The sequence below is a fragment of the Bacillus sp. MM09(2025) genome, from assembly GCF_050496725.1.
In the GTDB taxonomy this organism is placed as follows: domain Bacteria; phylum Bacillota; class Bacilli; order Bacillales; family Bacillaceae; genus Bacillus; species Bacillus pumilus.
On record NZ_JBNWEN010000001.1, the window covers coordinates 503766 to 529442 of the forward strand.

27 protein-coding genes are annotated in these 25677 nt (G+C 40.9%); 21 read left to right on the forward strand and 6 right to left on the reverse strand.

All coding sequences use genetic code 11. The features are described 5' to 3' along the window. Positions 1-115: 115 nt before the first annotated feature. Together ACQYAC_RS02580 and ACQYAC_RS02585 are read left to right on the forward strand one after the other, a co-directional pair. Positions 116-1228 (forward strand): tetratricopeptide repeat protein, encoded by a 1113-nt coding sequence (locus ACQYAC_RS02580; protein WP_058015687.1) that lies wholly within the window; start codon positions 116-118, stop codon positions 1226-1228. 443 nt (positions 1229-1671) lie between these two features. Next, positions 1672-1911, forward strand: coding sequence for a hypothetical protein (locus tag ACQYAC_RS02585; protein WP_234034881.1), 240 nt, complete (start codon positions 1672-1674; stop codon positions 1909-1911). Positions 1912-1951: 40 nt separating this feature from the next. Here ACQYAC_RS02585 and ACQYAC_RS02590 read toward each other — a convergent pair whose 3' ends face one another. Then, positions 1952-2647: a YoaK family protein gene (locus tag ACQYAC_RS02590; protein ID WP_427128367.1), complete on the reverse strand. Its 696-nt coding sequence runs from the start codon at positions 2645-2647 to the stop codon at positions 1952-1954. 34 nt (positions 2648-2681) lie between these two features. After that, entirely contained in the window at positions 2682-4547 is a 1866-nt protein-coding gene (locus ACQYAC_RS02595) for a DNA ligase D (protein ID WP_427128366.1), read from the reverse strand. Between the two features lie 116 nt (positions 4548-4663). On the opposite strand from ACQYAC_RS02595, the gene ACQYAC_RS02600 reads away from it, so the two are divergent. Next, positions 4664-5512, forward strand: a complete 849-nt coding sequence (locus ACQYAC_RS02600; protein WP_426972872.1) for a Ku protein — start codon at positions 4664-4666, stop codon at positions 5510-5512. A gap of 23 nt (positions 5513-5535) precedes the next feature. Here ACQYAC_RS02600 and ACQYAC_RS02605 read toward each other — a convergent pair whose 3' ends face one another. Next, entirely contained in the window at positions 5536-5979 is a 444-nt protein-coding gene (locus ACQYAC_RS02605) for a DUF2188 domain-containing protein (RefSeq protein ID WP_429942651.1), read from the reverse strand. 160 nt (positions 5980-6139) lie between these two features. Here ACQYAC_RS02605 and ACQYAC_RS02610 point away from each other — a divergent pair, with 160 nt between their 5' ends. The 7 genes from ACQYAC_RS02610 to ACQYAC_RS02640 all read left to right on the forward strand — a co-directional run bounded on the left by ACQYAC_RS02610 (position 6140) and on the right by ACQYAC_RS02640 (position 12131). Then, positions 6140-6613, forward strand: coding sequence for a VOC family protein (locus ACQYAC_RS02610; RefSeq protein ID WP_268497902.1), 474 nt, complete (start codon positions 6140-6142; stop codon positions 6611-6613). A gap of 48 nt (positions 6614-6661) precedes the next feature. Then, entirely contained in the window at positions 6662-7075 is a 414-nt protein-coding gene (locus ACQYAC_RS02615; protein WP_061407918.1) for an Rrf2 family transcriptional regulator, read from the forward strand. Between the two features lie 101 nt (positions 7076-7176). After that, entirely contained in the window at positions 7177-8028 is an 852-nt protein-coding gene (locus ACQYAC_RS02620; protein WP_268497905.1) for an SDR family oxidoreductase, read from the forward strand. Between the two features lie 167 nt (positions 8029-8195). After that, on the forward strand, positions 8196-8912 hold the full coding sequence (locus ACQYAC_RS02625; protein WP_268497934.1) for a (Fe-S)-binding protein: 717 nt from the start codon (positions 8196-8198) through the stop codon (positions 8910-8912). A gap of 21 nt (positions 8913-8933) precedes the next feature. Then, positions 8934-10355 (forward strand): LutB/LldF family L-lactate oxidation iron-sulfur protein, encoded by a 1422-nt coding sequence (locus tag ACQYAC_RS02630; protein WP_429942652.1) that lies wholly within the window; start codon positions 8934-8936, stop codon positions 10353-10355. Then, entirely contained in the window at positions 10355-11077 is a 723-nt protein-coding gene (locus ACQYAC_RS02635; RefSeq protein WP_429942653.1) for a LutC/YkgG family protein, read from the forward strand. The genes ACQYAC_RS02630 and ACQYAC_RS02635 overlap by 1 nt, the downstream gene beginning before the upstream one ends. Before the next feature lie 145 nt (positions 11078-11222). Beyond that, a complete protein-coding gene (locus ACQYAC_RS02640) occupies positions 11223-12131 on the forward strand; it encodes a DMT family transporter (RefSeq protein WP_169056575.1) in 909 nt (302 codons plus the stop codon). Between the two features lie 11 nt (positions 12132-12142). On the opposite strand, the gene ACQYAC_RS02645 is transcribed toward ACQYAC_RS02640, so the two are convergent. Next, entirely contained in the window at positions 12143-12334 is a 192-nt protein-coding gene (locus ACQYAC_RS02645; protein WP_137054585.1) for a TIGR00366 family protein, read from the reverse strand. 110 nt (positions 12335-12444) lie between these two features. Here ACQYAC_RS02645 and ACQYAC_RS02650 point away from each other — a divergent pair, with 110 nt between their 5' ends. The 7 genes from ACQYAC_RS02650 to ACQYAC_RS02680 all read left to right on the forward strand — a co-directional run bounded on the left by ACQYAC_RS02650 (position 12445) and on the right by ACQYAC_RS02680 (position 22141). Continuing rightward, entirely contained in the window at positions 12445-14661 is a 2217-nt protein-coding gene (locus ACQYAC_RS02650; RefSeq protein WP_429942654.1) for an RNA ligase, read from the forward strand. Positions 14662-14725: 64 nt separating this feature from the next. Then, positions 14726-15436: a DUF421 domain-containing protein gene (locus ACQYAC_RS02655; RefSeq protein WP_323640589.1), complete on the forward strand. Its 711-nt coding sequence runs from the start codon at positions 14726-14728 to the stop codon at positions 15434-15436. A gap of 228 nt (positions 15437-15664) precedes the next feature. Continuing rightward, positions 15665-16246, forward strand: a complete 582-nt coding sequence (locus ACQYAC_RS02660) for a TetR/AcrR family transcriptional regulator (protein ID WP_180308907.1) — start codon at positions 15665-15667, stop codon at positions 16244-16246. Between the two features lie 21 nt (positions 16247-16267). Continuing rightward, the gene (locus tag ACQYAC_RS02665; protein WP_427365838.1) at positions 16268-19411 is read left to right on the forward strand and encodes a bifunctional cytochrome P450/NADPH--P450 reductase; all 3144 of its coding nucleotides are present in this window, start codon (positions 16268-16270) and stop codon (positions 19409-19411) included. Between the two features lie 196 nt (positions 19412-19607). Further along, positions 19608-20516, forward strand: coding sequence for a trypsin-like serine peptidase (locus ACQYAC_RS02670; protein WP_268497912.1), 909 nt, complete (start codon positions 19608-19610; stop codon positions 20514-20516). 261 nt (positions 20517-20777) lie between these two features. Continuing rightward, positions 20778-21158, forward strand: coding sequence for a NucA/NucB deoxyribonuclease domain-containing protein (locus ACQYAC_RS02675; protein WP_244270805.1), 381 nt, complete (start codon positions 20778-20780; stop codon positions 21156-21158). A gap of 134 nt (positions 21159-21292) precedes the next feature. Next, positions 21293-22141, forward strand: a complete 849-nt coding sequence (locus tag ACQYAC_RS02680) for an STAS domain-containing protein (RefSeq protein ID WP_061407940.1) — start codon at positions 21293-21295, stop codon at positions 22139-22141. A gap of 33 nt (positions 22142-22174) precedes the next feature. Here ACQYAC_RS02680 and ACQYAC_RS02685 read toward each other — a convergent pair whose 3' ends face one another. Then, positions 22175-22717: an IseA DL-endopeptidase inhibitor family protein gene (locus ACQYAC_RS02685; protein WP_058015669.1), complete on the reverse strand. Its 543-nt coding sequence runs from the start codon at positions 22715-22717 to the stop codon at positions 22175-22177. A 294-nt stretch (positions 22718-23011) separates the two neighbouring features. On the opposite strand from ACQYAC_RS02685, the gene ACQYAC_RS02690 reads away from it, so the two are divergent. After that, entirely contained in the window at positions 23012-23446 is a 435-nt protein-coding gene (locus ACQYAC_RS02690) for a hypothetical protein (protein ID WP_429942655.1), read from the forward strand. Between the two features lie 45 nt (positions 23447-23491). Here the strand turns inward: ACQYAC_RS02690 and lexA are convergent, their stop codons facing one another. Further along, positions 23492-24112 (reverse strand): transcriptional repressor LexA, encoded by a 621-nt coding sequence (lexA, locus tag ACQYAC_RS02695; RefSeq protein WP_003212311.1) that lies wholly within the window; start codon positions 24110-24112, stop codon positions 23492-23494. A 159-nt stretch (positions 24113-24271) separates the two neighbouring features. Between lexA and yneA the strand changes: the two genes are divergently transcribed. The 3 genes from yneA (at position 24272) to ACQYAC_RS02710 (ending at position 25548) form a co-directional block, all read left to right on the forward strand. Further along, positions 24272-24583 carry a cell division suppressor protein YneA gene (yneA, locus tag ACQYAC_RS02700; protein WP_003211955.1) on the forward strand — a complete coding sequence of 104 codons (312 nt, stop codon included), beginning with the start codon at positions 24272-24274 and terminating at the stop codon, positions 24581-24583. Between the two features lie 17 nt (positions 24584-24600). Beyond that, positions 24601-25248, forward strand: a complete 648-nt coding sequence (locus tag ACQYAC_RS02705) for a YneB family resolvase-like protein (RefSeq protein WP_429942656.1) — start codon at positions 24601-24603, stop codon at positions 25246-25248. A gap of 69 nt (positions 25249-25317) precedes the next feature. Then, positions 25318-25548, forward strand: coding sequence for a DUF896 domain-containing protein (locus ACQYAC_RS02710; protein ID WP_003211509.1), 231 nt, complete (start codon positions 25318-25320; stop codon positions 25546-25548). The last annotated feature ends 129 nt before the right edge of the window (positions 25549-25677 follow it).

A 25677-nucleotide genomic window follows, 5' to 3' on the forward strand; every position in this document is an offset into this window, starting at 1 on the left:
AGATTGAAGTGATTCATATTAAAATGATCTCAAATGGACTAATTAGCAATTGCTAATAGAAGTTCCATATTTAGTGAAATCATGTGTTGCAGCTGAAGGTGATTGGGGGTGTAGAATGAGCAAGATTCCTGTTGCGGAATTGGCATCATTATTAAATGACTGGAACATGGAAATTAAAAAGGATCATGCAGATGAGGCAGAACGGCTATTTGCTAAAGCGAAACAAGCAGTAGAGGAAATTGATGATGCGGACATCCTTATGTACTATTCTCTTCTTGAGAAGAGACATCACATTCTCATGTACAATTTAAGAGGTCAAAAGGGCAGTGTTTCAACCAAAAGTATAGAAGGTCTTCACGGGAAAAAAGAGGAGGACTTATCTAATCGACTTGCCTACTATTTTGATTTTTATGAGGGGGTGTATGAGCAGCATCAAGGGAATTACGAGGTTGCATTGCAAATGTATCAAAGTGCTGAAAAGCTCTTAGATAAAATTCCAAGTGAGATCGAACGTGCTGATTTTGATTTTAAGGTGGCCTGGCTTTACTACCGGCTTAGTCATATCATGCTCTCATTAAGCTATATCCGCAGAGCTCTTCACGTTTATAAACGGCACAAGCATTATGAAAGAAGAACCGCACTTTCGTATTCTCTCATAGCGGCGAATCAAACTGAGATCGGCCGGTATGAAGAGGCACTTGAAAATTACCGTCTGGCGGAAGAGGTTTTGACAAAAGAGCAGGATGATTTTATGCTGGCTCAGCTTCATCACAATGTGGCCATTTTATATTCATTTTGGAATAAACCGAAAGAATCAGTACATCATCTTGAAAAAGCATTGTCCCATCAAGAATATTACGAGTCGGATTTCTTTTTCCATTCTACGTATCTGATGAGCCGGGAACTCTGTGTGATTGGTGAAAAGCAGCGTGCAAGCCAATATATAGAGGCTGCGTATGCGCGAATAAAAGATGCTTCTCATGAAGTGTTTCAGCTGAAAATAGGCATCGTCCATGACCTTTACTTAACGAATGCACCACAAAGATTTCAGCAAATTGATGAGAAATTAAGAAAGTTAGAAGAGAAGAATGAATATCATGAAGTAAAAGAGCTTTCACATTTTGCGGCTAAGTATTGTGAAAAGCAAACACTTTATGAGCAGTCTGTTTTTTACTTCAATAAAAGTTTAGAAGCGGATTTACATATGAAAAGAATGGGGTTGATTTAAGATGAAAACAGGATTAAAAGTATTATTCGTTGTGGGTTTAGCGGTTGCTGCGGCAGTTTTAACTGAAAACGTAGCGGGTTCTTTCGAAGTAGCAGAAAAAATTATTGGTGGTTAATTCACCATTTATCTCTTGCCCTTGTTGATGATCGTCAGCAAGGGTTTTTTGTATGTGATTAATAGGCTCTTCTTATTAAACGCTACAAGAACGTTTAATAAGAAGAATTCGCAACAAAGGGGGTGTGCAAATTTGTTACCTGCTCCATTATTCTAAATAATCATATGGCAGAGCAACAAGTTAAAAAGGTCACCTTTCTTTGCTTAATTTAATTTTTTGCAGGACTTTTCATTCAAATTTTATCAAATTGGTCTATTGTACATAGAATTTGTTACAAAAGAGGGAACACCGCTCCATTTGTCACGCATATGATGAGATGAGGTGTAACTTGAAGGCAGGTGATTGTATGTATCCACGGGTATATGGAGGTTTTCATGGAGGCGGTTTTAGCGGAGGAGCAGTGGGGCCACATATTGGCTTTGGCGGGTATTATGTGAGCCCTGGCGTGTTCTCTGGCTTAGGAGGTTATCCTGGATATGGTGGATTCGGGACATTTTCTGGATATTCTCCATATGGCTCCACGTTCATTATGGGGCGTCCTCCTGGTTTTTATGTAAGAAGTTATTAGTGTTTTATCACAGTGATTGAAATAGCCTTCTAGAGAATGGCTATTTCAATTGGTGAAAGTGCTTAATTGCAGCAGTTATCACAATGACTCCAAGGATAGAGATAGGCAGCCAAATGATGATAAACGGATTGTATGCATCTGTGTATGCCGCTAAAGCAGCACCTAGGCAGTAAAAAACAATAGAGCCTATTCGCATGAAACTGACATGCTGAATGGGAGCTTTTCTTTTTTCCTGATGTGAAATGCGCTGAGCCAAATCCTCAAATAGGTTAGCGAGTGTACTCGTTAGAACCGTTGTGGAAATACCAGCCACATTTAATTTGCGGGCGGCCGCTGTTTGCAGGCCCATGGCCATACTTAAAAGGATAATCAGCATAAAATAAGCACCTTGTGTATAAGGGAAAATGGTCATAAGAGCAAATAGAAGCAGTATGAGGACTTCTATGATAAAGATACGTGTAACGGCTTTTGGCCAAAACGTTTTCTCATGCTTTCCGCCTATCACAACAGCTAGTAAAACCCCTAAAACAAATCCACTCAGTGCAATGATGGAATGAAGGGCCGTAAGCTGCAAGGAGCTTCCTGCTGCAATGCCAAGCAGCACAATATTACCTGTCATATTGGCTGTAAACACATGCCCTAAGCTCAAATAGCCAATCACATCCACAATACCTGCTGCAAGGCACAAGAAAATAAGTGCTATATTTCGAAATGAATGTGCGGTCAAAATGGTCATCCCTTTCTTGCTCTCTAATGAATAAGTGTAACGCTTAATGACCGCGTATGTCCATCTTATGTGCCGGGATAATGTCCTCAAGCCGGTGCAAAACTTGTCTGAAAGTGTCATCATTTACAAGGTGTCTCATGCGGCGGAATGGATCGCCTTTTTCCTTTAGACGCTCTATCACAGCTGGCATGGTAAACAAAGAAGGATGAAAGCCATCTTGATGGAGTTCGTCCCATTCAAGCGGTGTCGCTACAAGCCCAAGCTCATTTCCTCTTGGTGAATAGGGCGCAATGATTGTTTTTCCAGCATCGTGCTGAATATAGTCTAAATACAAGCGATTGCCGCGTTTTTTCTTAAGACGTTCCAGAGTAAATAGCTCAGGTTCTTGTTCACATAAAAATTGGCATATAAACGCGGTAAATGTTCTCGTTTCTTCGTATGTGAAGGCATTTTTCTTTAATGGAATATAAACTTGCAGTCCTTTACCACCGCTTGTTTTAATAAAGGCTGTAAGAAAGAGACCGTCTAAAAGCGTTTTGATTCGCTTAGCAGCTTCTATGGCTAGATGAAACTCGTTAACAGAAGGCGGGTCTAAATCAAAGACGATTTCGATCGGCCGGTTTGTATCCCTTGTTTCAAAAGGAATATGAAATTCCATTGCAAGCTGGTTACCGAGCCAAAGAAGCGTCTGAGGGTCATTACAGACAGTGTATGAAATATCATCAGCTTGATCGGTCAATACATAATCTGGGGCATAATCAGGTGTCGATTTTTGATAAAAGAATTCGTCCCCGGCGCCATGAGGAAACCGAATTAAAGTCAGCCGTCTTTCACGTAAAAAGGGCAAGAGATAGGGAGCGGCTTGTCTTAAATAAAGCAAGTAATCTGCCTTGTTCAGATGAAGAGACGGCACAATCGGTTTTTCAGAATGAGTGACGTCAATCACAGCAGGGAGCGGATACAGCTGTTTGAGCATTTGCTGAAACGTACACGCCGCTGGGTCAGTATCTAGTAAAAAGGAAGAAAAACGCGGCTCTCTTAAGGCGGACCCATCAAAGGAGATACAAGCAATGCTCGCGACGATAGAAGGTGGGATTTCATATCCTGATGTCCCTATTTGATTGCCTTTTGTTTGAAAGAGCGTACGCAGCGTTTGTTCTTCTTCTTTAGAAAATCCATGCTTGAATTGGACAACCTCGGTGAGATGATGATCTTGATAAATACAGCCTTGGAAGTAGCCATTTTCTTTATCAAAACGAGTCACAATGACAGAGATATATCGCCAGTTTTTGACTTTCAGCCATTCTTTTGACCGTGTATTCTCGTGCCATGTACTCGTCCCTTTTTTCGCAACGAGTCCTTCTGCTAAATACGTCGTCATCAGCTTTTTCATATGTTCAGGATTTGTGTCTGTATGAATGAGTTGAAGAAGGGAAGGGTGCTCAAGCTGAACAGATGGCGGAAGTTTTGCTGCTTTGAAAACTTGCTGTACCTGTTTTTTCCTTTCCATCAACGGCAAATCAATTAGAGATTGCCCTTTGCATCTTAATAGATCAAATACGATCAAATGACATGGAAACCGCTCAGCCTGTTGCTTAATCGCCTCTTTGTTTTTTAATCTGCCTCTTTGCTGAACCCTCGCAAAATCGCTTTGCTGTTCATCCAGTAAAAAGACCAATTCTCCATCAAACGTCAGAGGTAAAAAAAGAGCAAACTGATCCCTTAATTGTTCGCACTGTTCAATCACCTCAGGAAACTGTTCGTTTAATCGTTTTCCGGCTCTGCTTTCTAAATGAATCTTGTTTTGCTCCCACGTCAGAATGACTCGAAAGCCGTCATATTTTAATTCATACACCCAGTCTGCACCGGTAGGAACATCATGTGCAGCCGTTAATCGCATAGGTTTCATTTGTGCATGTCACTTCCTCATATGATGTGTTCTTAGAGTGGGATGAAATTTTCATTCACATACATAAGTCTAACGAAAACATTGCATAGTAAAGAGAAAAGAACGGAGGCGACGCGATGCATACAGTTTGGAAAGGCGGCATTAGCTTTGGATTAGTCAATATTCCAGTGAAGCTGTTTACTGCTACAGAGAACAAAGATATTAAGTTAAGACAGCTGCATAAAGAGTGTCACACACCCATTAACTATAAAAAGGTTTGTGCCAACTGCGGGGAAGAGGTGGCACCAGAACAAATTGTAAAAGCGTACGAGTATGCAAAAAATAAATTCATTGAGTTAGACGAGGAAGAGCTTGAAAAACTGCGAAAAGAAAATGAAGAAAAAGCCGTTGAAATTATTGATTTTGTGAAGATAGAAGAGATTGATCCAATCTATTATGAAAGAAGTTACTTTTTATCACCAGATACCGGCGGAGCGAAGGCTTACTCATTATTAAGAAAAGCTTTAGAGGAATCGGGGAAAATTGGTGTGGCAAAGATTATGATCCGCTCAAAGGAACAATTAGCGATCGTTAGGTGCTATGAACATATTTTGCTGATGGAAACTATTCATTTTCCTGATGAAATTAGACAGGTATCAGATGTACCAAATATCCCGCAAGAGGAAAACATTGTGAAAAAAGAGTTAGATACAGCGCTTCTTTTAATCGAACAATTAACCACAACTTTTGATCCAGCTGCCTATCAGGATGAATACAGAGAACAGCTGATGAATTTAATCGGAGATAAAATATCTGGAGAACATACCGTTCAGCCAGAAACGACAGGCAAAAAAGATCCTGTATCCAATGTAACTGATTTAATGGCAGCGCTACAGGCTTCAATCGACCGATCAAAACCAGCCAAAGCGAAAAAAACAGCACCTAAAAAAAGAAAAGCACCAGCGAAAAAAGAAAAGAATGCATAAAAATAGACCGCTCCTGGGCGGTCTTATTGCGGTTTTAACACGTCCTGAATGTTCCCATCTTTTCTATGGATAACAACTGAAGTCCCTTTATTAGAGGAAATGCCCTTAGCCCGGTCAATTGCTTCTTGTTTCGTTTGTTTGACCTCACTTGCTCGTTTTGCTTTCTCTGTTTGAATCGCCCAGCCATCTTCGTGTTTGACGACATGCTGGGCATGATCCATAAGCTCTGGTCTTGCGGAGCTGCTGTCTTTAGATGGCGTGACAGAACCACGGGCTGAGAAATTCTCGATCTCTTTTTCCGTTGCGTTCTTTTTCCATTCTTTCGCTTGACTGATCGCAATTGGGATGGCTCTACTTTCGTCATAGCCTTCCTGTATCATTTTGTTCGCAATCTCAAGCGCTTTTTTTCGAATAATGTGATCTAACGATTGAAATGAAGCCGGATAATCATTCATCGTCCAAGGCATATAAAACGCTCCTTTCTTTTATTTGAACACCTTCCCCCATCTGCAATGGATCAAACATATCATTCTTCTCAAACTAATGAAGGGGATAAAATACATCGTTTTGCTGAGGTGTCATTTCATTAAATCCCGCAGAATAGAAAGTAGAAAAGGAGTGGTTTTGATGATGATAAAGGGTTTGTATGAAGCTCATTTACCTGTGAATGATTTGAAGGCGTCTATTGCGTTTTATGAAAAATTGGAATTGACACTTGCTCACCAAAATGAACGAGTTGCTTTTTTATGGATTGAGAAAGGAAAGAGCTGGCTTGGTTTGTGGAAAGTAGATATCAATGACTTCCCATACCATCCCTCGACTCGGCACGTTGCCTTTCAAATTACAACGTCCAGTATTGAACAGATCAAGTCTTGGCTGGTTGAAAAGGGCATCGGCATTCACCCAATGTTTGGCTTTTCAGAAGAGAGGCAGCCTTTAGTTCTGGATAATCCACCGCAATTTCATGCAGCGATCTATTTTCTTGACCCAGATGGAAATCTGCTTGAATGCATTGCGCCGCTTGAGCTTGATACAGAAGAAGACTACGATAGCATGACTTATGAAGACTGGGATCGAAAGAAAAATCCATTTATTGATTGACAAAACCACTCATTGTAACTATATTGATTACAACGGTGGTGAAAGATTGTGAAGCAAATTAGCAGCAGGTATCCGATTGCTGTTCATATTGTGTCATTTATTGCAGGTGTTCCAAAAGAGTGTACAGGTGATTTTATTGCAGAGAGCGTGAATTCAAATCCAGCCATTGTTCGAAAAATGATGGCAATGCTCAAACGGGCGGATCTTATTGAGATCCGCCGCGGAGTAGGCGGTGCTTATTTAAAAAGACCGGCAGAGGAAATCACGCTATTAGATGTGTACCGCGCTGTCGATGTAAGCGAGGATGAAGAATTATTTAACTTTCATCAGCCCGTCATCGCATGCCCGATTGGTCAAGCGATGGATACGAGATTGCGGCATGAACTAAAAGAAGCACAAGCTGCACTTGAGAATCACCTAAAGCAAGTGACAATTCAGCAATTATTGACAGAGGCGGAATAAAAAAGCTCATACATTGGAGCTTTTTTTACACCTTTGTTGTAACCATTTTGATTATAACGTATGCACATCACCGTTGAACGAAAAATGAGGAGGTCAAACAAATGAAATTATTAGTAACAGGCGCAACAGGACAGCTTGGATCGCTCGTCGTCCAGCATTTACTTACAAAGGTACCAGCTGAACAAATTGCGGTGAGTGTTCGAGATCCGCAAAAGGCAGCACATTTGAAGGAAGCTGGGGTGGATGTACGCCACGGAGACTTTACTCAGCCAGACACTCTTAAGGCAGCCTTTCAAGGCATTGACCGCCTTTTGATCATTTCAACTGCGGATGGAGACCGCGTGCAGCAGCATACGGCTGCCATCCAAGCGGCGAAAGCAGCTGGTGTATCTTTTATTGCTTATACAAGCGTTGTGAATGCAAGAGAGAGTCAGCTTGTCCTTGCACACGACCATGCAAAAACTGAAGAAGCCATTGTCGCCTCTGGTATTCCTCATGTGTTTCTAAGAAACAACTGGTATGTAGAAAATGAAAAAGATACGATACTAGCAGCCGTTAGCGGCGCACCATTTTTAAGTCCAATTGGTGATGGCAAGGTTGGCTGGGCAACAAGAAATGACTACGCAGAAGCGGCCGCAAATGCGTTAACACTTTCTGAACATAGCAAAGAGAAATATGAACTGTCAGGACCTCTTCGGACGCATACTGAACTTGCGCGCATTGTCAGTGAAGTGAGCGGAAAGGAGATCAAGGTGGAGCAAATTACTGTCGACACATTTGGAGAATTTTTAGCTTCTAATGGGGTACCAAAAGAAGCTGTGCCATTTGTCAAAGCCATTCAAAGCGGAATTCGCGATGGTGCTTTAGCCATTGAAAGCCATGATTTCAAAACCTTATTAGGCCGGCCGTTAACGCCTATCGACGAAAAAATTCGTGAAATGATTTCCAAATAAATATCAAAAAACGCCCAATTAAAAGGGCGTTTTTTTGTCCAAATTTAGACAAATCACTTCATTGAAATTTCAGAAATTTGGGATTAAAATGAAAATATAGGCTGTTATTTCGTCATCAGATGACCAAATTGATGAATCAAATTGCAGCAAAGAAGGGAAGTTCGCCGATGAAAGTCCATTTATTCGTTACTTGTTTAATTGACACCATGCAGCCAAATGTAGGAAAGGCCACAGTGGAAGTATTAGAAAGGCTCGGTGTAGAAGTGGAATTTCCAGTGGCACAAGTGTGCTGCGGGCAGCCAGCCTTTAACAGCGGCTATACAAAAGAAACCATTAAAGCAGCAAAAAACATGATTAAAGCCTTTGAATCAGCTGAATATGTCGTGACGCCGTCAGGCTCTTGTAAGGCGATGTTTTTAGAATATCCTCAACTTTTAAAAGAAGATCCAGTGTGGTCAGCAAAAGCTGAAGCACTTGCTGAGAAAACATATGAATTAACCGAGTTTATTGTTGATATATTACACGTCACAGATGTAGGGGCAAGCCTGAAAGGAAACGCAGCCTATCACACATCCTGTCATATGACGAGACTGCTGCGAATTAAGGAAGCCCCTTTCACTCTATTGTCAAATGTCAAGGATTTGACGATGACACCATTGCCACGCGCAGAAAATTGCTGCGGATTTGGAGGAACCTTTTCAGTAAAAATGACACCTATATCTGAGCAAATGGTCGATGAAAAAGTCCAAAGCATAGAGGAGACAGGCGCTGAATATATCATTGGTGCTGACTGCGGCTGCCTGCTCAATATTGGCGGGAGACTGAATCGTCTTGATAAATCCATTCAAGTGATGCATATCGCAGAGGTATTAAATAGCCGCTGACTTTAAGAGGGGGAACGGCACATGAGTATGAAAATTGGAGCGAAGGCCTTTAAAGAACGAATCGGGGAAGGATTAGAAGATAGGGTCATGAGAGGAGCTGTTTCCTCAGCGCAGGAACGCCTGTATGAAAGGCGGCTATCTGCGAGCGAAGAACTTGGCAACTGGGAAAAGTGGCGAGAACTTGGCGAGGAAATCCGGCAGCATACGCTGACGCATCTTGATGACTACTTATACCAGTTAAGTGAAAGCGTTAGTGCACGCGGAGGACATGTCTTTTTTGCAAAAACAAAGGAAGAGGCATCGGCGTATATTCAACATGTGGCACAGAAAAAAGCGGCCAAAAAGATCGTTAAATCAAAATCAATGGTCACAGAAGAAATTGAAATGAATCAAGCCCTTGAAGAGATCGGCTGTGACGTGGTGGAAAGTGACCTTGGCGAGTATATTCTGCAAGTAGATGATCATGAACCTCCTTCACATATTGTGGCACCTGCTCTTCATATGACGAAAGAACAAATAAGAGAAGTCTTTCACGAAAAGCTCGGGTATGAGATGTCAGAGACACCTGAAGATATGACGAGTTTTGTGAGAGCCATATTACGTGAAAAGTTCCTCGAAGCAGATATTGGTGTCACCGGCTGTAATTTTGCTGTCGCCAATACAGGTTCCATTTGCCTTGTGACAAATGAAGGGAATGCGGATCTTGTTACGGCTATCCCGAAGACACATATCGCCGTTATGGGCATGGAACGGATTGTTCCAACGATGGAGGAGCTGGATGTCCTCGTTGGTCTTTTGTGCAGAAGTGCAGTCGGTCAGAAATTAACGAGTTATATTTCTGTCGTCGGACCAAAAGGAGAAGAAGAAGTGGATGGACCAGAAGAATTTCACCTGGTTATTGTGGACAATGGGCGGTCCAATATATTAGGTACTCCCTTTCAGCCTGTTCTCCAATGTATCCGGTGCGCAGCCTGCATCAATGTGTGCCCAGTTTACCGGCATGTGGGCGGACATTCATACGGATCGATTTATCCGGGGCCAATTGGCGCTGTTTTATCGCCGCTTCTTGGCGGCTATGATGACTACCAAGAGCTCCCCTTTGCATCCAGCCTTTGCGCGGCCTGCACAGATGCTTGTCCAGTAAAGATCCCGCTTCACGAATTATTAATAAAACATCGACAAGTCATTGTTGAAAAAGAGGGGAGAGCGCCTAAAGCTGAAATGATGGCGATGAAAATGTTCGGAATGGGTGCATCGACTCCCGGTATGTATCAATTCGGAACAAAAGCAGCTCCTGTATTGATGAATCGTATGGCTTCAAACGGACAGATTTCAAAAGGAATAGGTCCTTTAAAGAATTGGACAGATATTCGTGACCTGCCAGCTCCAAGTAAAGAAAGATTCAGGGATTGGTTTAAAAAGAGACAGAAGGAGGAGCAGTGATGAAGGGAACCATTTTTCACCGAGAATCGTTTTTAGCGCATATTCGTCAGCAATTAGGGAAGGATTCCTCCTCGTCTGCATCTATTCAGCGTCCGGCTTGGAAGCATCAAGTTCAGTGGGAAACAAACGGACTTTTGTCTAATGAAGAGCTAGTTGAGCAACTGAAGGTGCAATGTCAACGAATTCACACAAGAGTGGTCGAAACAAAACCAGAGGAAGCGCCCTCTGTATTACGATCATTAATGACAGAGTATGGAGAGGGTTCTGTGATGACATCGGGCGATCATCGTTTTGAACAATATGGATTTTATCCGATGTTTGACAGCTTGCAGCACGAAGGGTTCGCAGTCACCAGCTGGAATGCTGAAGCATCAAGGGAAGAAAATATCAGGCTGGCAGAACAAGCGGCTTATTCGGTTGTATTTAGTGATTATACTCTTGCAGAATCAGGGACAGTCGTCCTTTCATCCCATCAGGGCCAAGGAAGAGCGCTGCATTTTTTACCGATGATGTATATCGTGTGTGTCGAAAAAAGCACGGTGGTTCCGCGGATGATTCAGGCAGTTTCGGCTCTTAATCGCTCGGTAGAGGAGGGGGAAGAGGCGAAAGGTGCGATTCATTTCATATCAGGTCCGAGTAACTCTGCGGATATTGAGATGAATTTAGTAGTAGGTGTTCATGGTCCAGTTCGGGCGGTTTATCTATTGATAGATGATGAATAGGGCTTTCGAGATGAAAGCCTTTTTTCATACAAAAAAAGCTTACATAAGTTTTAAAATCATCTTGCCTCTAGCGGATTGGACATAGTAAGATGACGACATACAAGGATGAACTTCTCATCTACTGCTGATGTAAAGGAAGCTGCTCATGGACATGAAGTCAACTGCTCAAAAGAAATCAATTGCACTACCGCTTGTGATTTCAATTATTGCCATTTCGTTTTCTGCTATTATTGTGAAATGGTCAAATGCACCTGCTGCTATTTTAAGTATGTATCGAATGATCTTTGCCGCGGTTTTTATGCTGCCGTTTATTCTGCCACGAAAAAAAGAATTTCTCTCGATTCAGAGAAGAGACTGGTTTTTCTTATGTATGTCAGGCTTCTTTTTAGGACTCCATTTTGTGTTGTGGTTTGGCTCACTGAAGCTGACGACTGTGGCAAGCTCTACTATTATCATCGCCCTTCAGCCGATGGTCTCCTTATTAGGCGGCTTTCTCATTTTTCGTGAACGAACCACGCTCCCTGCACTTTTGACAATGTGTGCCGCAATTGTTGGTGCACTCATGATTGGGTGGGGAGACATAGGTCATAGCCAGGAAGCCATCCTAGGAGACATTTTATCCTTTTTAAGTGTGATCGCCGTTGTTTGTTATTTATTAATAGGTCAACAGGCTGTCAGAAAGATATCTCATTGGATTTATAGTTTTTGTGTGTTTGGTTTTGCCGGTCTTTTTTTAATTTTATTTAATTTGATGCAGCAAACTCCTTTTACAGGCTATCCAGGTAAAGAGTGGGGAATCTTTTTATTGCTTGCGATCATTCCCACCATGTCTCATGTCATTAATAATTGGCTTTTAACCTATGTCAATGCCACGACCATTTCAATGAGTATCCTTGGCGAACCTGTTGGAGCCACGATTCTTGCTGTATGGCTGCTTGGAGAAAAAGTCACGCTGCTTCAAATGTGTGGCGGTTTTCTTGTCCTTTTAGGCGTCTTTTTCTTTTTGATGCAGCAGCGGCAAGGGATTGTGATGAAACAAAAAAAATCCGGTTAAATCCCGGATTTTTACTCTTTTAAATCGTTTTTTTCAATCACTTTGTTCAATCTTTCCTCGACCTTCTTCAATTCCATTCGTTTTCTTCTGATCATTCGAAAAGCGATGACAATGATCGTCACGATAGCAGCAATGAATAGAAGAGAGAACACTTGAAATAGAAGATCACCTATGTTAAATGCCATATTCTCTCCGTTAGACATACGTAAAACCTCCCTTTCTATCTATATATTACCATAATCAATAAAAGATTGAGATTTATCCATTATTTATCTATAATAGGTAAAATATCACTTGTTAAAGGAGAACCAATATGAGAACTTTAGTCCTTTTACGAGGTCTCCCAGGCGCAGGGAAATCAACTTGGATCAAAGCCCAAGGCTTAGAGCCTTACACGTTATCAGCGGATCAGATCCGTCTTTTGACCCGCCCTCCACAGTTATCTGTCAATGGGAAACCAGAAATTTCAAGCAAACATGACCACAAAGTCTGGTCTTTATTATTTGAATTGCTTACAGCTCGTATGGAACGTGGAGATTTTACTGTGATTGATGCCACGCATATTTCAAGCAAATCGATATCTCAATATAAATCGCTGGCCACATCATATCGTTACAGGGTGTATGTCGTCGATTTCACGCAGGTGCCGCTTGAAACAGCTCTCCTGCAAAATCGCTCACGGGAAGCTCACAAAGTTGTTCGGGAGTCTGTTTTATATCAAATGAACGAGCGTTTAAAAATAGAAAAGGTTCCATCATGGGTGACGGTCTTGCAGCCTGAGGAATATTCGCAAGTGATGACCTATCAGCCTCGATCCTTTGATCAATATGAGGCCATTCATGTCTTTGGAGATATTCACGGCTGTCATACTGCTCTGACCACCTATTTGCAAGGAGATATTAAAGAAAATGAACTTTATATCTTTGCAGGTGATTTACTTGATAGAGGGATAGAAAACAAGGAAGTATTAGAATGGATGCTCGCACATAGAGAATGCCGGAATGTCATCGTGATTGAGGGCAATCATGATCAGCATTTATACCGGTTTGCACATGGTGAAAAAGTAAGAAGCAATATGTTTAACCGGCATACTGCACCTGAAATCGAAGCAGCAGACTTTGATTTAAAAGAAGTACGGAAGTTTGTCAGAACATTTCATCAGCTCACTTATTTTACGTACCATGGCAAGACATTTCTTGTTACTCACGGGGGGCTTGCTCATTTGCCAGAAGAGCTTCTGCATGTCTCAACACAGCAGCTCATTCACGGTGTAGGTGAATATTCAGATGACATTGACCATTTGTTTGTTCAAAACACTGCTGGATTAGATGTCATTCAAATTCACGGGCATCGCAATTTATACAGGCTGCCTACTCAAGCAGCGGAAAGGTCTTATAATCTAGAAGGCCAGGTTGAATTCGGGGGACAGCTGAGGGTGTTGAAAATCACAGCTGACGGGATTGAGACACATGAAATTGACAACCCAGTCTATAGAGCTTCTGAAAAAAAACCATCGGTTGCTATTCAACCAGATATCTCACTAGATGACTTTTTAGCTCACTTAGATCAGCATGAATATGTACAGGAATTAAAGCTTCCGCACCATATTTCATCTTTTAATTTTACGAAAAAAGCGTTTAGTGAACGGCAGTGGGATGATGTGAATGTGAAGGCAAGAGGTTTGTTTGTCAATATGGTGTCAAAGCAGATTGTTTCAAGAAGCTACAACAAATTTTTTAACATTGATGAGCGTCCGGAGACAAAAATGCATCATCTAGTGAACCACCTTCAATTTCCTGTTACCGTCTATGATAAAGCAAATGGATATTTAGGGACGGTTGGGTATAACGAAATGGAAGATGAATTGGTGTTTACGTCCAAATCGTATACATCTCATGTGAAGCAAAACCAGCATGCTTCTTGGATCGAAGAGTTATTCTATCAGACCTTCGGAGACGTGCAGGTCGACTACATCAAATCATACGTACGTGACCACAATGTATCTCTTGTGTTCGAAGTCATTTTGCCAGAGAAAGACCCGCATATTATCACATATGATCATGATCAACTTATTTTACTTGATATTGTGAAGCGTCAGCTGAGCTATGAAAAGGCACCATTTACTGAAGTGAAAAGAGTAAGCGAACAGCTTGGAATGTCCTGTAAGCAGGAAGTGGCTGTGTTCCATGATTGGACCTCTTTTTATAAATGGTATCAGGCCGTCTCTCATGACGACACGATCAAAGAAGAGGGATATGTCATTGAGGATGATCGCGGCTTTATGACCAAGCTCAAGCTTCCTTATTATCAATTCTGGAAGCAGATGCGTTCGATCAAACAGCGCGTTGCAGAGAAGCGTTCCACGCAAAAATATATGCAGGCATTGCAAACAGCGGAGCAAGCTAGATTTTATACGTGGCTTCTTGAGCAAGATGCCAATGCTGTCAGAAATAGCTCCATTATTGAGCTGCGTTCACAATTTGAGCAAAGCGATGCTGTCCAATTGAATAATGATGGAATAAATGCATAGTCTAAAAAGGGAGTCTTTTCTAAGGAAAAGGCTTTTTTGATGCAATTGAAAGGTGGCCCCTTGCATGCCAGACCATATTGAAGTCATTTTACGGACGATGTTTGCTTTTGCGATTTTATTTGTCGGAGCACGTCTTCTTGGAAAACAAACCATTGCGCAAATGAATATTTTTGATTTTATAGCAGCCATCAGCTTAGGTTCAATTGCGGCGAGTCTCGCGTTTAATACTACGTTGCCGTTTCATCACACGACGATTTCCTTTGTCACGCTTGTCATGATCATTTATGTGATTTCTCTCATTGCTTTAAGGAGCCGAAAATTGAGAGGATTTATGGCCGGTAAACCAACCCTTGTCATACAAAATGGCAAAATTCTTGAAGAGAATATGAAGGGAATGAGGTATACCCTTGATTATTTAAATCAGCAGCTGAGAGAAAAAGACATTTTTGATATTAGCGAAGTTGAATTTGCCATGATTGAAACAGATGGGCATATGTCAGTGAAAAAATATCCTTCGTTTGAAAATGTCACTCGAAAGGATCTTCAATTGTATATGAAGGCAGACGGCTACATGCCTATCGAAGTGATCATGGACGGAAAGCTCATTTTGAAAAACATTTATGAAAATCAATTAACTGTGGAGTGGATAGATGAAGAGCTTAAGAAAAGGCAGCTCTCCTTAAAGGACATTGTATACGCAGTCCGTTCAAGTAATGGCAGCTTATATATTGATACATATGACGACCACATTCACTCTCCGATTGATCAAGAATGAAGGTATAGTGCAGAGGTCACCCTCCTGACACATATCTGTCGATGTTTCTAAGTCGTTTGGAGGCTGTCTGACTAGGCACCATTTCTCAATTATTATTATTTTCAGAAAATGTGGTGACGGAGAAAAATAAGTATGTTTAAGTATAAATAGAAGAATTTAAAATATTAATATAATATACATCAAGCGGAATGAACATTCATTCCTAGTAAAACGAAAGGAGAGGATGAAATGTCTGCAGCGACTAGTGATAAACAGGAGCAGATTATGAAGGCTTCATTGGACTTATTTATTGAACGTGGCTTTGATGGCACAACGATGCCGATGATTTCAAAAAAAGCCAACGTTGGAGCGGGAACCATTTATCGGTATTTCGATAGTAAAGAAGCACTCGTCAACATTTTATACCAGCGAAGCCTCACTGCGTTTATCGACAAAATCAGCACAAACAGTCCAGACCCAAAAGCAAGTATCAGAGCCTATTTTAAGCATGTCTTTTATTGCTTGGTTTTGTTTACAAAGGAGAACCCGAGTGGTCTGTACTTCTTAGAAATTGATAAACGGTCACATTATTTAGATGAGACAAGTAAAGAGAAAATGCAGCAATTGTTAAATGAGCTATTCCTCATCTTTGAAGAAGGGAAGAAGGATGGGATTCATCCGAATCTATCAGGGAGAACCATTTTATCCATTGTATTTGGCGCTTTCGTCCAGCTTCACAAGCAGATTCTTGCAGAAGAAATAGAGCCAACGATTGAATTTTTAGAGGATATTGAGCAATGTTTATGGCGCGCCATTAGCGTTGCATCATAAAGAAATAAAGGGAGTGGGCATATGCATCAATCATCAATCATTCCAAAACCAAAAACATACGGACCTTTTAAAAATATTCCCCATATAAAAAAGGGAGAGCTTTCTCAAACCTTTTGGCGGCTGGCAGATGAATTAGGACCGATTTTTCAGTTTGAATTTTCAAATGCAACAAGTATTTTTGTTTCCAGCCATGAACTTGTCAAAGAAGTATGTGACGAAAGCCGTTTTGATAAATTTATTGGGACTAGTCTCAATAAAGTAAGAGCATTTGCAGGAGATGGACTATTTACAAGCTGGACAGAAGAACCGAACTGGAGAAAGGCTCATCAAATTTTGATGCCTGCATTTAGCCAGCAGGCCATGAAGGGCTATCATGAGATGATGCTCGATATTGCCACACAGCTTGTGCAAAAATGGCAAAGAACAGGCCGCGATGAAGAAATTGAAGTAGCTGAGGATATGACAAAGCTGACTTTAGATACGATCGGCCTTTGCGGTTTTGATTTTCGCTTTAACAGCTTTTATAAAGAAAATCAGCATCCGTTCATCGAAAGCATGCTGAAAGGCTTAAATGAAGCAATGGAGCAGTCGAGCCGATTGCCGATTGCAGATAAACTCATGATCAAAAGAAGAAAAGAATTTGACCAGCATGTCGATTTTATGTCGCAATTAGTAGATGACATTATTCAGGAACGAAAAAAACAAGATAAAACGGGCGATGATTTACTGTCACTTATGTTGCATGCAGAGGACCCTGAAACAGGTGAACGTTTATCCGATGAAAATATCCGTTATCAAATCATTACCTTCTTAATTGCAGGGCACGAAACAACAAGCGGACTGCTATCATTTGCGATTTATTTCTTACTAAAGAATCCAGAGAAATTAAAGAAAGCCGTCCAGGAAGCAGATGAGGTGCTGCAGGGCGGGCTTCCGACATTTAAACAGGTGCAAAAGCTAAGCTACACTCGTATGGTGTTAAATGAAGCCCTTCGCCTCTGGCCAACAGCGCCTACGTTCTCTCTTTATGCGAAAGAGGACACAGTAATCGGGGGGAAATACCCGATTCAAAAGAATCAAAGTGTCTCTGTTCTGCTCCCTAAATTACACCGTGATCCAGCAGTATGGGGAGAGGATTCAGAAGACTTTAAACCAGAGCGGTTTATGCACCCTGAGAAAATCCCACAGCATGCCTACAAGCCTTTTGGGAATGGACAGCGTGCATGTATCGGTATGCAGTTCGCCCTGCATGAAGCTACGATGGTTCTCGCGATGGTCCTGCACAATTTAGAGTTAATTGATCACACATCTTATGAGCTTGATTTAAAAGAGTCTCTCACAATTAAACCTAACGATTTTAAAATCAAAGTGCGGCCAAGGAAGCAGCAATTCTTTATGGCTCCACCGAAAGAAGAACCGAAGAAAAGCACCAAATCTAGTGATTCAAAAGTGGCGAGTCACGGTACTCCGCTGCTAGTTTTGTACGGATCAAATCTTGGCACAGCAAAGCAAATAGCGAACGAATTGGTTGAAGACGGGAAAGCAAAAGGGTTCGATGTGACCACTGCGCCGCTTGATGACTTTACACGCCGATTGCCAGATACAGGTGCTGTCCTCATCGTGACCGCTTCATACAACGGACATCCACCTGACAATGCGAAGCAATTCGTGGATTGGTTGACGCAGGATGAAGAGCAGGATCTATCAAACGTGACATTTGCAGTCTTTGGGTGTGGGGATCGAAATTGGGCGAGTACGTATCAGCGTATTCCTCGTCTGATTGATGAAGCACTTGAAAGAAAAGGGGCGAAGCGTGTAACGGATATAGGTGAAGGCGATGCAGGCGGTGATATGGATGAAGATAAAGAAACATTCCAGAAGACGGTCTTCGAACAGCTTGCAAAAGAATTTAAGATCACTTTCCAAGAAAAGGGGAAGGAAAAACCAAACCTATCAGTTGCTTTTACGAATGAGCTAGTTGAGCGTCCTGTAGCTAAAATATATGATGCCTTTTCAGCTGTTGTATTGAAAAATGAAGAATTACAATCAGAAAAAAGCACACGGCAGACAAGACATATTGAACTGAAATTGCCTGCTGGAAAAGCATACAAAGAAGGGGATCATATCGGGATTGTGCCGAAAAATAGTGATGCACTCGTTCAGCGTGTGACCCACCGCTTTAAACTAGATCCAGAGCAACACATTAAGCTTTCATCTGAGAAAGAGGCAAGTCATTTACCATTAGATCAGCCGATTCCAATCAAAGAATTACTCGCCTCGCATGTTGAGCTTCAAGAGCCTGCGACACGTACACAGCTAAGAGAGCTCGCAACACATACTGTATGTCCGCCTCACCGCGTGGAGCTTGAACAAATGGCTGGTGAAGCATATCAAGAAGCCATCTTAAAGAAACGAGTAACCATGCTGGATTTATTAGATCAATATGAAGCGTGTGAGCTGCCGTTTGTGCACTTTTTGGCACTTTTACCAGGTTTAAAGCCGCGTTATTACTCGATTTCTAGCTCGCCAAAGGTAGATGAAGAAAAAGTCAGTATCACAGTGGCAGTTGTAAAAGGCAAAGCATGGAACGGACGCGGAGAATATGCCGGAGTCGCATCAACCTATTTATGTGGTCTGAAAGAAGGTGAAGAAGTCGCCTGCTTCCTTCACGAAGCGCAGGCAGGATTCCAGCTACCACCTTCATCTGAATTACCGATGATCATGATCGGGCCGGGTACAGGAATCGCTCCATTTAGAGGGTTTGTTCAGGCAAGAGAAGTGTGGCAGAAGGAAGGCAAACCACTAGGCGAAGCTCACCTGTATTTTGGCTGCCGTCACCCTCATGAAGATGATCTGTATTTTGAGGAAATGCAGCTTGCAGCGCAAAAAGGAGTTGTTCACATCCACCGAGCTTATTCTCGTCAGAAAGAGCAAAAAGTATATGTCCAGCATTTGTTGAAAGAAGACGGCGGCACGCTGATCAAGTTACTTGATCAAGGTGCGTATCTTTACGTGTGCGGGGACGGAAAAGTCATGGCACCAGACGTAGAGGCTACATTGATCGACCTCTATCAACACGAGAAACAATGCTCGAAGGAAGTAGCTGAAAATTGGCTGACAACCCTTGCAAATAATAATAGATATGTAAAAGATGTATGGAGCTGACAAAAGGAAAGACCGCCAATTAGGCGGTTTTTTCTGTTTCATCAAGAGAGGTGAGATCGATAGAATGAAAGTTTGAAAGTTACAAAACACCTAATTTAGAAATGAAATATTTTGTAAAAAATAAGAATATTCTCTCATTTACTCCAATATGAAACAATCGTATCATTTTTGATATAGGACATAAAGGAGGAATATGATGAAAAAGGTGAAAATGTTACTCCCTTCTCTACTTGTTTTTGGTGCTTTAAGTGTGCCTAGTTTTGCCCATGCCGCATCTGATTCAGTGCTAACGTCTGATTATGACATGGTGACTTCTGATGGAAAGGTGATCTCTTCAAGTGATTTCCACAATGATACGAAATCCCCCTCATCCTTTGATAAAGTGGATGATCTATCTTCAACTGTTGGTGAAAAAGTAAAACCACTATCAAAATATTTAAAAGACTTTCAAACAAAAGTCGTCATTGGAGACGATGGTAGAACAAAAGTAGCAAATACAAGAGTGGCACCATATAATTCAATTGCTTATATTACGTTTGGCGGCTCCAGCTGCACGGGGACCCTGATTGCCCCTAACAAAATTTTGACAAACGGACACTGCGTGTACAATACAGCATCCAGAAGTTATAGTGCAAAAGGATCGGTGTATCCAGGCATGAATGATAGTACTGCGGTGAATGGCTCAGCAAATATGACAGAGTTCTATGTACCAAGCGGGTATATCAATACAGGTGCGAGCCAATATGATTTTGCCGTGATCAAAACAGATACGAACATTGGCAATACAGTTGGTTACCGTTCCATCCGTCAGGTGACAAACTTAACTGGGACAACGATTAAAATTTCTGGATATCCAGGTGATAAAATGAGATCAACTGGCAAGATCTCGCAGTGGGAGATGTCAGGTCCTGTGACAAGAGAAGATACGAATCTCGCATACTATATGATTGATACATTTAGTGGAAATTCAGGCTCAGCGATGCTAGATCAAAATCAGCAAATTGTTGGGGTTCATAACGCAGGGTATTCAAACGGTACGATTAATGGCGGTCCAAAAGCGACAGCTGCCTTTGTTGAATTTATCAACTATGCAAAAGCGCAATAAAAGCTAAATCATAAAGCTTGTTTCCTTCATAGGGGACAAGCTTTTTTATGTGGATACAAGTGTCTATCTGTCTATGCTTGAAAAATCCATTGACACTTAGCCTCTTCATTTTTTTCACATGTCAATCGTGAACGACTCATACATTAAAATGACACATTCCCTTTAAGTCAAGATTCTGCTTGAGAAAAATGAGGAGGTCTCACGCTTTTGAAGATGAGAAGAGGCTGCATTACTGCTGTCGCCTTATGTTTTGTGATATGGATGGGCACGCTGTTAGGTGGATTTGGAGAGGAACATGCGGCAAAAGGTGCGGATCGATATGATCATGTTATTCAATTTCCAAAGGAACGGTACCCTGAAACAGGAAGTCATATTCAAGAAGCTATTCGAAAAGGGCATTCAGATGTGTGTACGATAGACCGAAATGGAGCAGATGCCCGCAGGCAAGAATCATTAAAAGGCATTCCGACTAAGCCTGGATTCGACCGAGATGAGTGGCCGATGGCAGTTTGTCTTGAAGGAGGAAAAGGGGCGAGTGTTCAATATGTCAGCCCGTCTGATAATAGGGGAGCAGGCTCATGGGTCGGACACCAGATAAGTGGGTATCCTGATGGGAAAAGAATTTTATTTATTGTGAAATAAAACTAAAAGAGAGGCGCCTGTGAGTAGGTGTCTTTTTTTGTTCGATCAGAGCGTATTGGAGTTAGCAGGGACAAAAGATTCAGTGTACAATTGATCTATAAGATACAGAAGAAAATCCGAAGGGACATATGCTTATGGATAAGAACCGTGCATTATACGATTATTTCATACAACATGCAGAGAAACTGACTGAAACTTGGTACGATTCAATTGAGGATGATGATCCAGAATCAATTTATCGTTCAACAGATTCCAGCATCATATCAGAGCTGAAACGGCAAAATCAAGATTATTACCAGCATTTTATACGTGCTCTTATTGAAGACAAGACATATTTACATACTGAGTTTAAAAAGTGGTCTGAAGATTTAGCCAGTGACCCGAAGCATTTAAACACACCATTAGATTATGTTGTGAGAGAATACATGTCCAATCAAAGAGTGGTCCTTCATTACTTAAAAGAATTTATTAAGCAGCGTCAAGATGAAATTGATATTGACCGCATCTTTTATTGGTATGATTTAATTTCAGAGGCGTTTAATATTTCCATTCATGTGTTCATCCAGCAATATGTAAAAAATACAACGAGGAAGCTCGTGGCACAAAGAGACATGATTTACGAGCTGAGCTCACCTGTCATTGTCTTAAAAAGTCATATTGCGTTATTGCCGTTAGTAGGTGATATTGATACAGCGAGAGCGAAGATTATTTTAGAAAATACGCTGAAACAGTGCTCACAAAAAGGAGTCCAGCATTTATGTATTGATTTATCGGGGGTTGTCATTATTGATACAATGGTGGCTCAGCAGATCTTTGATCTTGTCACATCACTTCGGTTAATTGGAGTAGAGACAACCATTTCAGGAATCAGACCTGAAATTGCCCAAACGGCTGTACAGCTCGGGCTTCCTTTTAATGAATTTCGCACCGCAGCATCACTTGCTCACGCCCTAGATCGCATGACTGAATTTACTTCAATATAAAAACCAGGCCATTCAATCGGCCTGGTTTTTTATTTAGATAACAGCGTCAATTTTTGTGACTTTCCAATCTTTTTGTCCTTTTTCGAACGTAACCGTTCTTTTTACTTTGCGTCCATCAAGTGTTGGGACAGTGAATTCATATGTTCGGACTGTTTGTTTTTTAGAGACAAGTTTAGGTGTCGCTTTATCCCAATTAAGCATATTGTCACCGTCGCCGACTGGGACAGCCATTTTGCCTTTATGAACAATGAACTGATAGTCTTTTAAACCTTGATTAATGGCTTCTTTTGTGAAAACTTGAGATAGGTAGCTGTTTAGTTTTTTCTTTGTATCAAATGTTTTAGAAAGATAGTTGTAAGTCATGTCTTTATAGCTAAATGATTTTAATTTGTAATCGGAATGTTCATTAATTTTGTAGCCTGACATTGCACTCCAAAAGTGTTCCCGTGCATCAAGGGCAATATGTAACGCTTCTTTATTTGTCAAAGTGGCTGGTTTTTTAGAAGCGGCCAATGTTGTAGATTGTAATGAGATCATAAGCATAATAGCAGTTAATAAAACGAATAATTTTTTCAAGGCGATTGCCTCCTTTTCTCAATGAAAACTTCTTATGTTACAAATGTTACAATAATTACAGTGATATTACAAGTATTAAATTGAAATGTTTTTTATTTCTTTTCTTTCTATATATATAACGTTTGAGGGTGGCAAAAAGTTTTCATTTTTTTATTTTTTCTTTATATCTACTATTTAACCGTTCTAAAGAAGAACAAAACGTTTTTTGGAAAAATTTCTGTTTGGATGTTCAACACGCTTTGTCATTGATGACATATACTATCGTGATGAATGTCTAGGAAAGTGGTGTTGAATATGTATTATCCGTATGAAGGTGTGTGGAATGGGTACTCATATGACAGGCAGATGCAAGGTTGGCCGTCGTTCCCTTCTCAAGTTGGAGGATTTCCAGGGTTTCCAATCGGAGGAGGAGGCACTGGGCCCGGATCTAGTGGATCAGCCCCACTAGCTCCACCACAGCATATCATTTCGCAATATCAGCAAGCGTTATCGCAGCCTCAAAGCATGCAGTCTCTTATTTCAGGGCAGACAGGTGGAGGACAGCAATCGGTTCAGTTTGCTGCGGGATGTAATAGAAGATGGACGATTGTGTTTATGAGAAACGGTCAAGTGTTTTTAATGTATGTTCTATCTTCACAGCCTTTCGGGAGAACAACTGGCTTTATATGGCCGAACTTTACATTTGGCTCCTTCCCAAGCTCGAGTATTCTTGCCTATTCTTGTTCATAAAAAAAAGCCGGTTCTCATCATTAGCTGATGAAATACCGGCTTTTTTTAGTGAATATTTCTAAATACGCCAATCACTTTACCTAGTATACTTACATTCTGTAAAATAATCGGTTCCATAGATGGGTTTTCTGGCTGTAATCTAAAGTGTGTATCTTCTTTATAGAAACGCTTCACTGTCGCTTCATCTTCCTCTGTCATGGCGACGACAATATCTCCATTGTTAGCAGTGCTTTGCTGACGCACAATGACATAGTCCTTGTCCAAAATTCCTGCGTCAATCATACTTTCTCCCATAATTTCAAGCATAAATACTTGTTCATCTGGTGCTGCAAAAGTCTCTGGAAGAGGGAAGTATTCTTCTACATTCTCAACAGCCGTAATAGGCAGGCCTGCTGTTACTTTTCCGATGACTGGTACGTTCATTACAGCACTCTTTGGGATATTCATTTCCTCTTCATCTAATACTTCGATCGCTCTAGGTTTTGTCGGGTCTCTTCTAATTAAGCCCTTCGTTTCTAGTCTAGCTAAATGTCCATGAACCGTTGAACTTGATGCTAGACCGACAGCTTCTCCAATTTCACGAACAGATGGGGGATAGCCCTTACTTTTTACTTCTTCTTTGATGAATGTCAGGATATCGAGTTGTCTTTTTGATAGCTTCGTCATCTTTTGCACCTCAAAACGTCAATTTTAAAGAAATTATAGCATGTTTTTCCTAACAGTACAAACATAGGTTCGAAAAAAAGGTTTGACAGAAACGTTTGTTCGTATTTATAATAAGTGACAGAAAGAACGAACACACATTCTATTAGGAGAGATGACATTATGAGGTTAAAAGAATCTATTATTTTTATTGGGGTATTCTCATTCATCGTTGGCATATTTCTCTCACTTATTGCAGTCACAAGCCATAATGATCCAAATCAATATGTTAAAATAGAAGTTCAATCAGGTGATACTCTTTGGGGGTTAGCTGATCAAGTAAACGACAGCAAATCAATCGATAAAAATGCGTTTATTGACTGGGTCACCCAGCACAATGATCTTGCTTCAACAGAAATCCAGCCTGGTGACATCCTTGTTATACCAGTCAAAAAAGAGCATCCAGTCGTATATCAACTTGCAACAGTACAGTAGAAAGGTCGATTGAAGACATGAATGCAATCATCTATGCGAGAGTAAGCACTGTTAAAGAAGAGCAGGAAACCTCGCTGAAGAGACAAGAAGAAGAATTGCTAGCTTTAGCTGCTATGCACAAGATGAATGTGGTTAAAGTCATTAAAGAAAAAGCAAGCGGGTATGATCTAGATCGTGATGGTGTGTTTGATATGCTAGCTACACTAAAAGAAGAGTCAATTGAGGCTGTTCTTATCCAGGATGAAACACGTCTCGGAAGAGGACAAGCAAAAATTGCGCTTCTCCATTGTCTTTTTAAAGAGAATGTGATGGTGTACAGTACGTTTCATAGAGGCGAGCTTGAGCTTTCAGAAGCAGATGAAATGGTGATTGAGATCGTAGGAGTCGTTGAAGAATATCAACGAAAAATTCATAATCTGAAAATCAAGCGGGGAATGAGGAGAGCTTTAGAACGCGGGTTCCAGCCCGAACTGAATTTAAAACAGCAGGATCATGCGCCTGGCCGTGAACGTATTGAAGTGCCGATTTCAGAAATTGTTCGATTAAGAAAAAACAACATGACCTTCGCCGAAATTGCAGCAACTCTTCAGGCACTAGGTTTTGACATTTCAAAAGCAACGGTCCATAGAAGGTATCAAGAATATGAAAAAGGTCTGACCACCTAAAGCTTGATTTGTTGTCAAAATGATTGATATTTAGTAGTATGTAGAGAAAATGTTTTAAAGGAGTTAGTCATGATTTCTAAAAATCAGCTTGCAAGAATCAATGAGCTTTCAAAAAAGTCAAAAGAGACCGGTTTGTCAGACGCTGAAAAAACAGAACAAAAGCAATTAAGAGAAGAGTATTTAAAAGCTTTTCGTTCTTCTATGAAAAATACACTTAAAACCGTGAAAATCGTTGATCCTGAAGGAAACGATGTCACACCAGAAAAATTAAAAAGAGAAAGAGATCAAAACCTTCATTAATAGTTGTATGATTTCTTAAATTTTGAAAAGATGGGAAGGATATTCTCATCTTTTTTCATATTTGCATAACTTTTTAGGTGATCGATAAACTAAATGTGACAAAATCCTTCTTTTTCAGCGTGAAATAGT

Excerpts from the sequence above, each read along its gene's own strand:
- ACQYAC_RS02580 (WP_058015687.1), top strand. The coding sequence starts at position 116 with ATGAGCAAGATTCCTGTTGCGGAATTGGCATCATTATTAAATGACTGG.
- ACQYAC_RS02590 (WP_427128367.1), bottom strand. The coding sequence starts at position 2,647 with ATGACCATTTTGACCGCACATTCATTTCGAAATATAGCACTTATTTTC.
- ACQYAC_RS02595 (WP_427128366.1), bottom strand. The coding sequence starts at position 4,547 with ATGAAACCTATGCGATTAACGGCTGCACATGATGTTCCTACCGGTGCA.
- ACQYAC_RS02600 (WP_426972872.1), top strand. The coding sequence starts at position 4,664 with ATGCATACAGTTTGGAAAGGCGGCATTAGCTTTGGATTAGTCAATATT.
- ACQYAC_RS02605 (WP_429942651.1), bottom strand. The coding sequence starts at position 5,979 with ATGCCTTGGACGATGAATGATTATCCGGCTTCATTTCAATCGTTAGAT.
- ACQYAC_RS02610 (WP_268497902.1), top strand. The coding sequence starts at position 6,140 with ATGATGATAAAGGGTTTGTATGAAGCTCATTTACCTGTGAATGATTTG.
- ACQYAC_RS02620 (WP_268497905.1), top strand. The coding sequence starts at position 7,177 with ATGAAATTATTAGTAACAGGCGCAACAGGACAGCTTGGATCGCTCGTC.
- ACQYAC_RS02625 (WP_268497934.1), top strand. The coding sequence starts at position 8,196 with ATGAAAGTCCATTTATTCGTTACTTGTTTAATTGACACCATGCAGCCA.
- ACQYAC_RS02630 (WP_429942652.1), top strand. The coding sequence starts at position 8,934 with ATGAGTATGAAAATTGGAGCGAAGGCCTTTAAAGAACGAATCGGGGAA.
- ACQYAC_RS02635 (WP_429942653.1), top strand. The coding sequence starts at position 10,355 with ATGAAGGGAACCATTTTTCACCGAGAATCGTTTTTAGCGCATATTCGT.
- ACQYAC_RS02640 (WP_169056575.1), top strand. The coding sequence starts at position 11,223 with ATGGACATGAAGTCAACTGCTCAAAAGAAATCAATTGCACTACCGCTT.
- ACQYAC_RS02645 (WP_137054585.1), bottom strand. The coding sequence starts at position 12,334 with ATGTCTAACGGAGAGAATATGGCATTTAACATAGGTGATCTTCTATTT.
- ACQYAC_RS02650 (WP_429942654.1), top strand. The coding sequence starts at position 12,445 with ATGAGAACTTTAGTCCTTTTACGAGGTCTCCCAGGCGCAGGGAAATCA.
- ACQYAC_RS02655 (WP_323640589.1), top strand. The coding sequence starts at position 14,726 with ATGCCAGACCATATTGAAGTCATTTTACGGACGATGTTTGCTTTTGCG.
- ACQYAC_RS02660 (WP_180308907.1), top strand. The coding sequence starts at position 15,665 with ATGTCTGCAGCGACTAGTGATAAACAGGAGCAGATTATGAAGGCTTCA.
- ACQYAC_RS02665 (WP_427365838.1), top strand. The coding sequence starts at position 16,268 with ATGCATCAATCATCAATCATTCCAAAACCAAAAACATACGGACCTTTT.
- ACQYAC_RS02670 (WP_268497912.1), top strand. The coding sequence starts at position 19,608 with ATGAAAAAGGTGAAAATGTTACTCCCTTCTCTACTTGTTTTTGGTGCT.
- ACQYAC_RS02675 (WP_244270805.1), top strand. The coding sequence starts at position 20,778 with ATGGGCACGCTGTTAGGTGGATTTGGAGAGGAACATGCGGCAAAAGGT.
- ACQYAC_RS02680 (WP_061407940.1), top strand. The coding sequence starts at position 21,293 with ATGGATAAGAACCGTGCATTATACGATTATTTCATACAACATGCAGAG.
- ACQYAC_RS02690 (WP_429942655.1), top strand. The coding sequence starts at position 23,012 with ATGTATTATCCGTATGAAGGTGTGTGGAATGGGTACTCATATGACAGG.
- lexA (WP_003212311.1), bottom strand. The coding sequence starts at position 24,112 with ATGACGAAGCTATCAAAAAGACAACTCGATATCCTGACATTCATCAAA.
- yneA (WP_003211955.1), top strand. The coding sequence starts at position 24,272 with ATGAGGTTAAAAGAATCTATTATTTTTATTGGGGTATTCTCATTCATC.
- ACQYAC_RS02705 (WP_429942656.1), top strand. The coding sequence starts at position 24,601 with ATGAATGCAATCATCTATGCGAGAGTAAGCACTGTTAAAGAAGAGCAG.
- ACQYAC_RS02710 (WP_003211509.1), top strand. The coding sequence starts at position 25,318 with ATGATTTCTAAAAATCAGCTTGCAAGAATCAATGAGCTTTCAAAAAAG.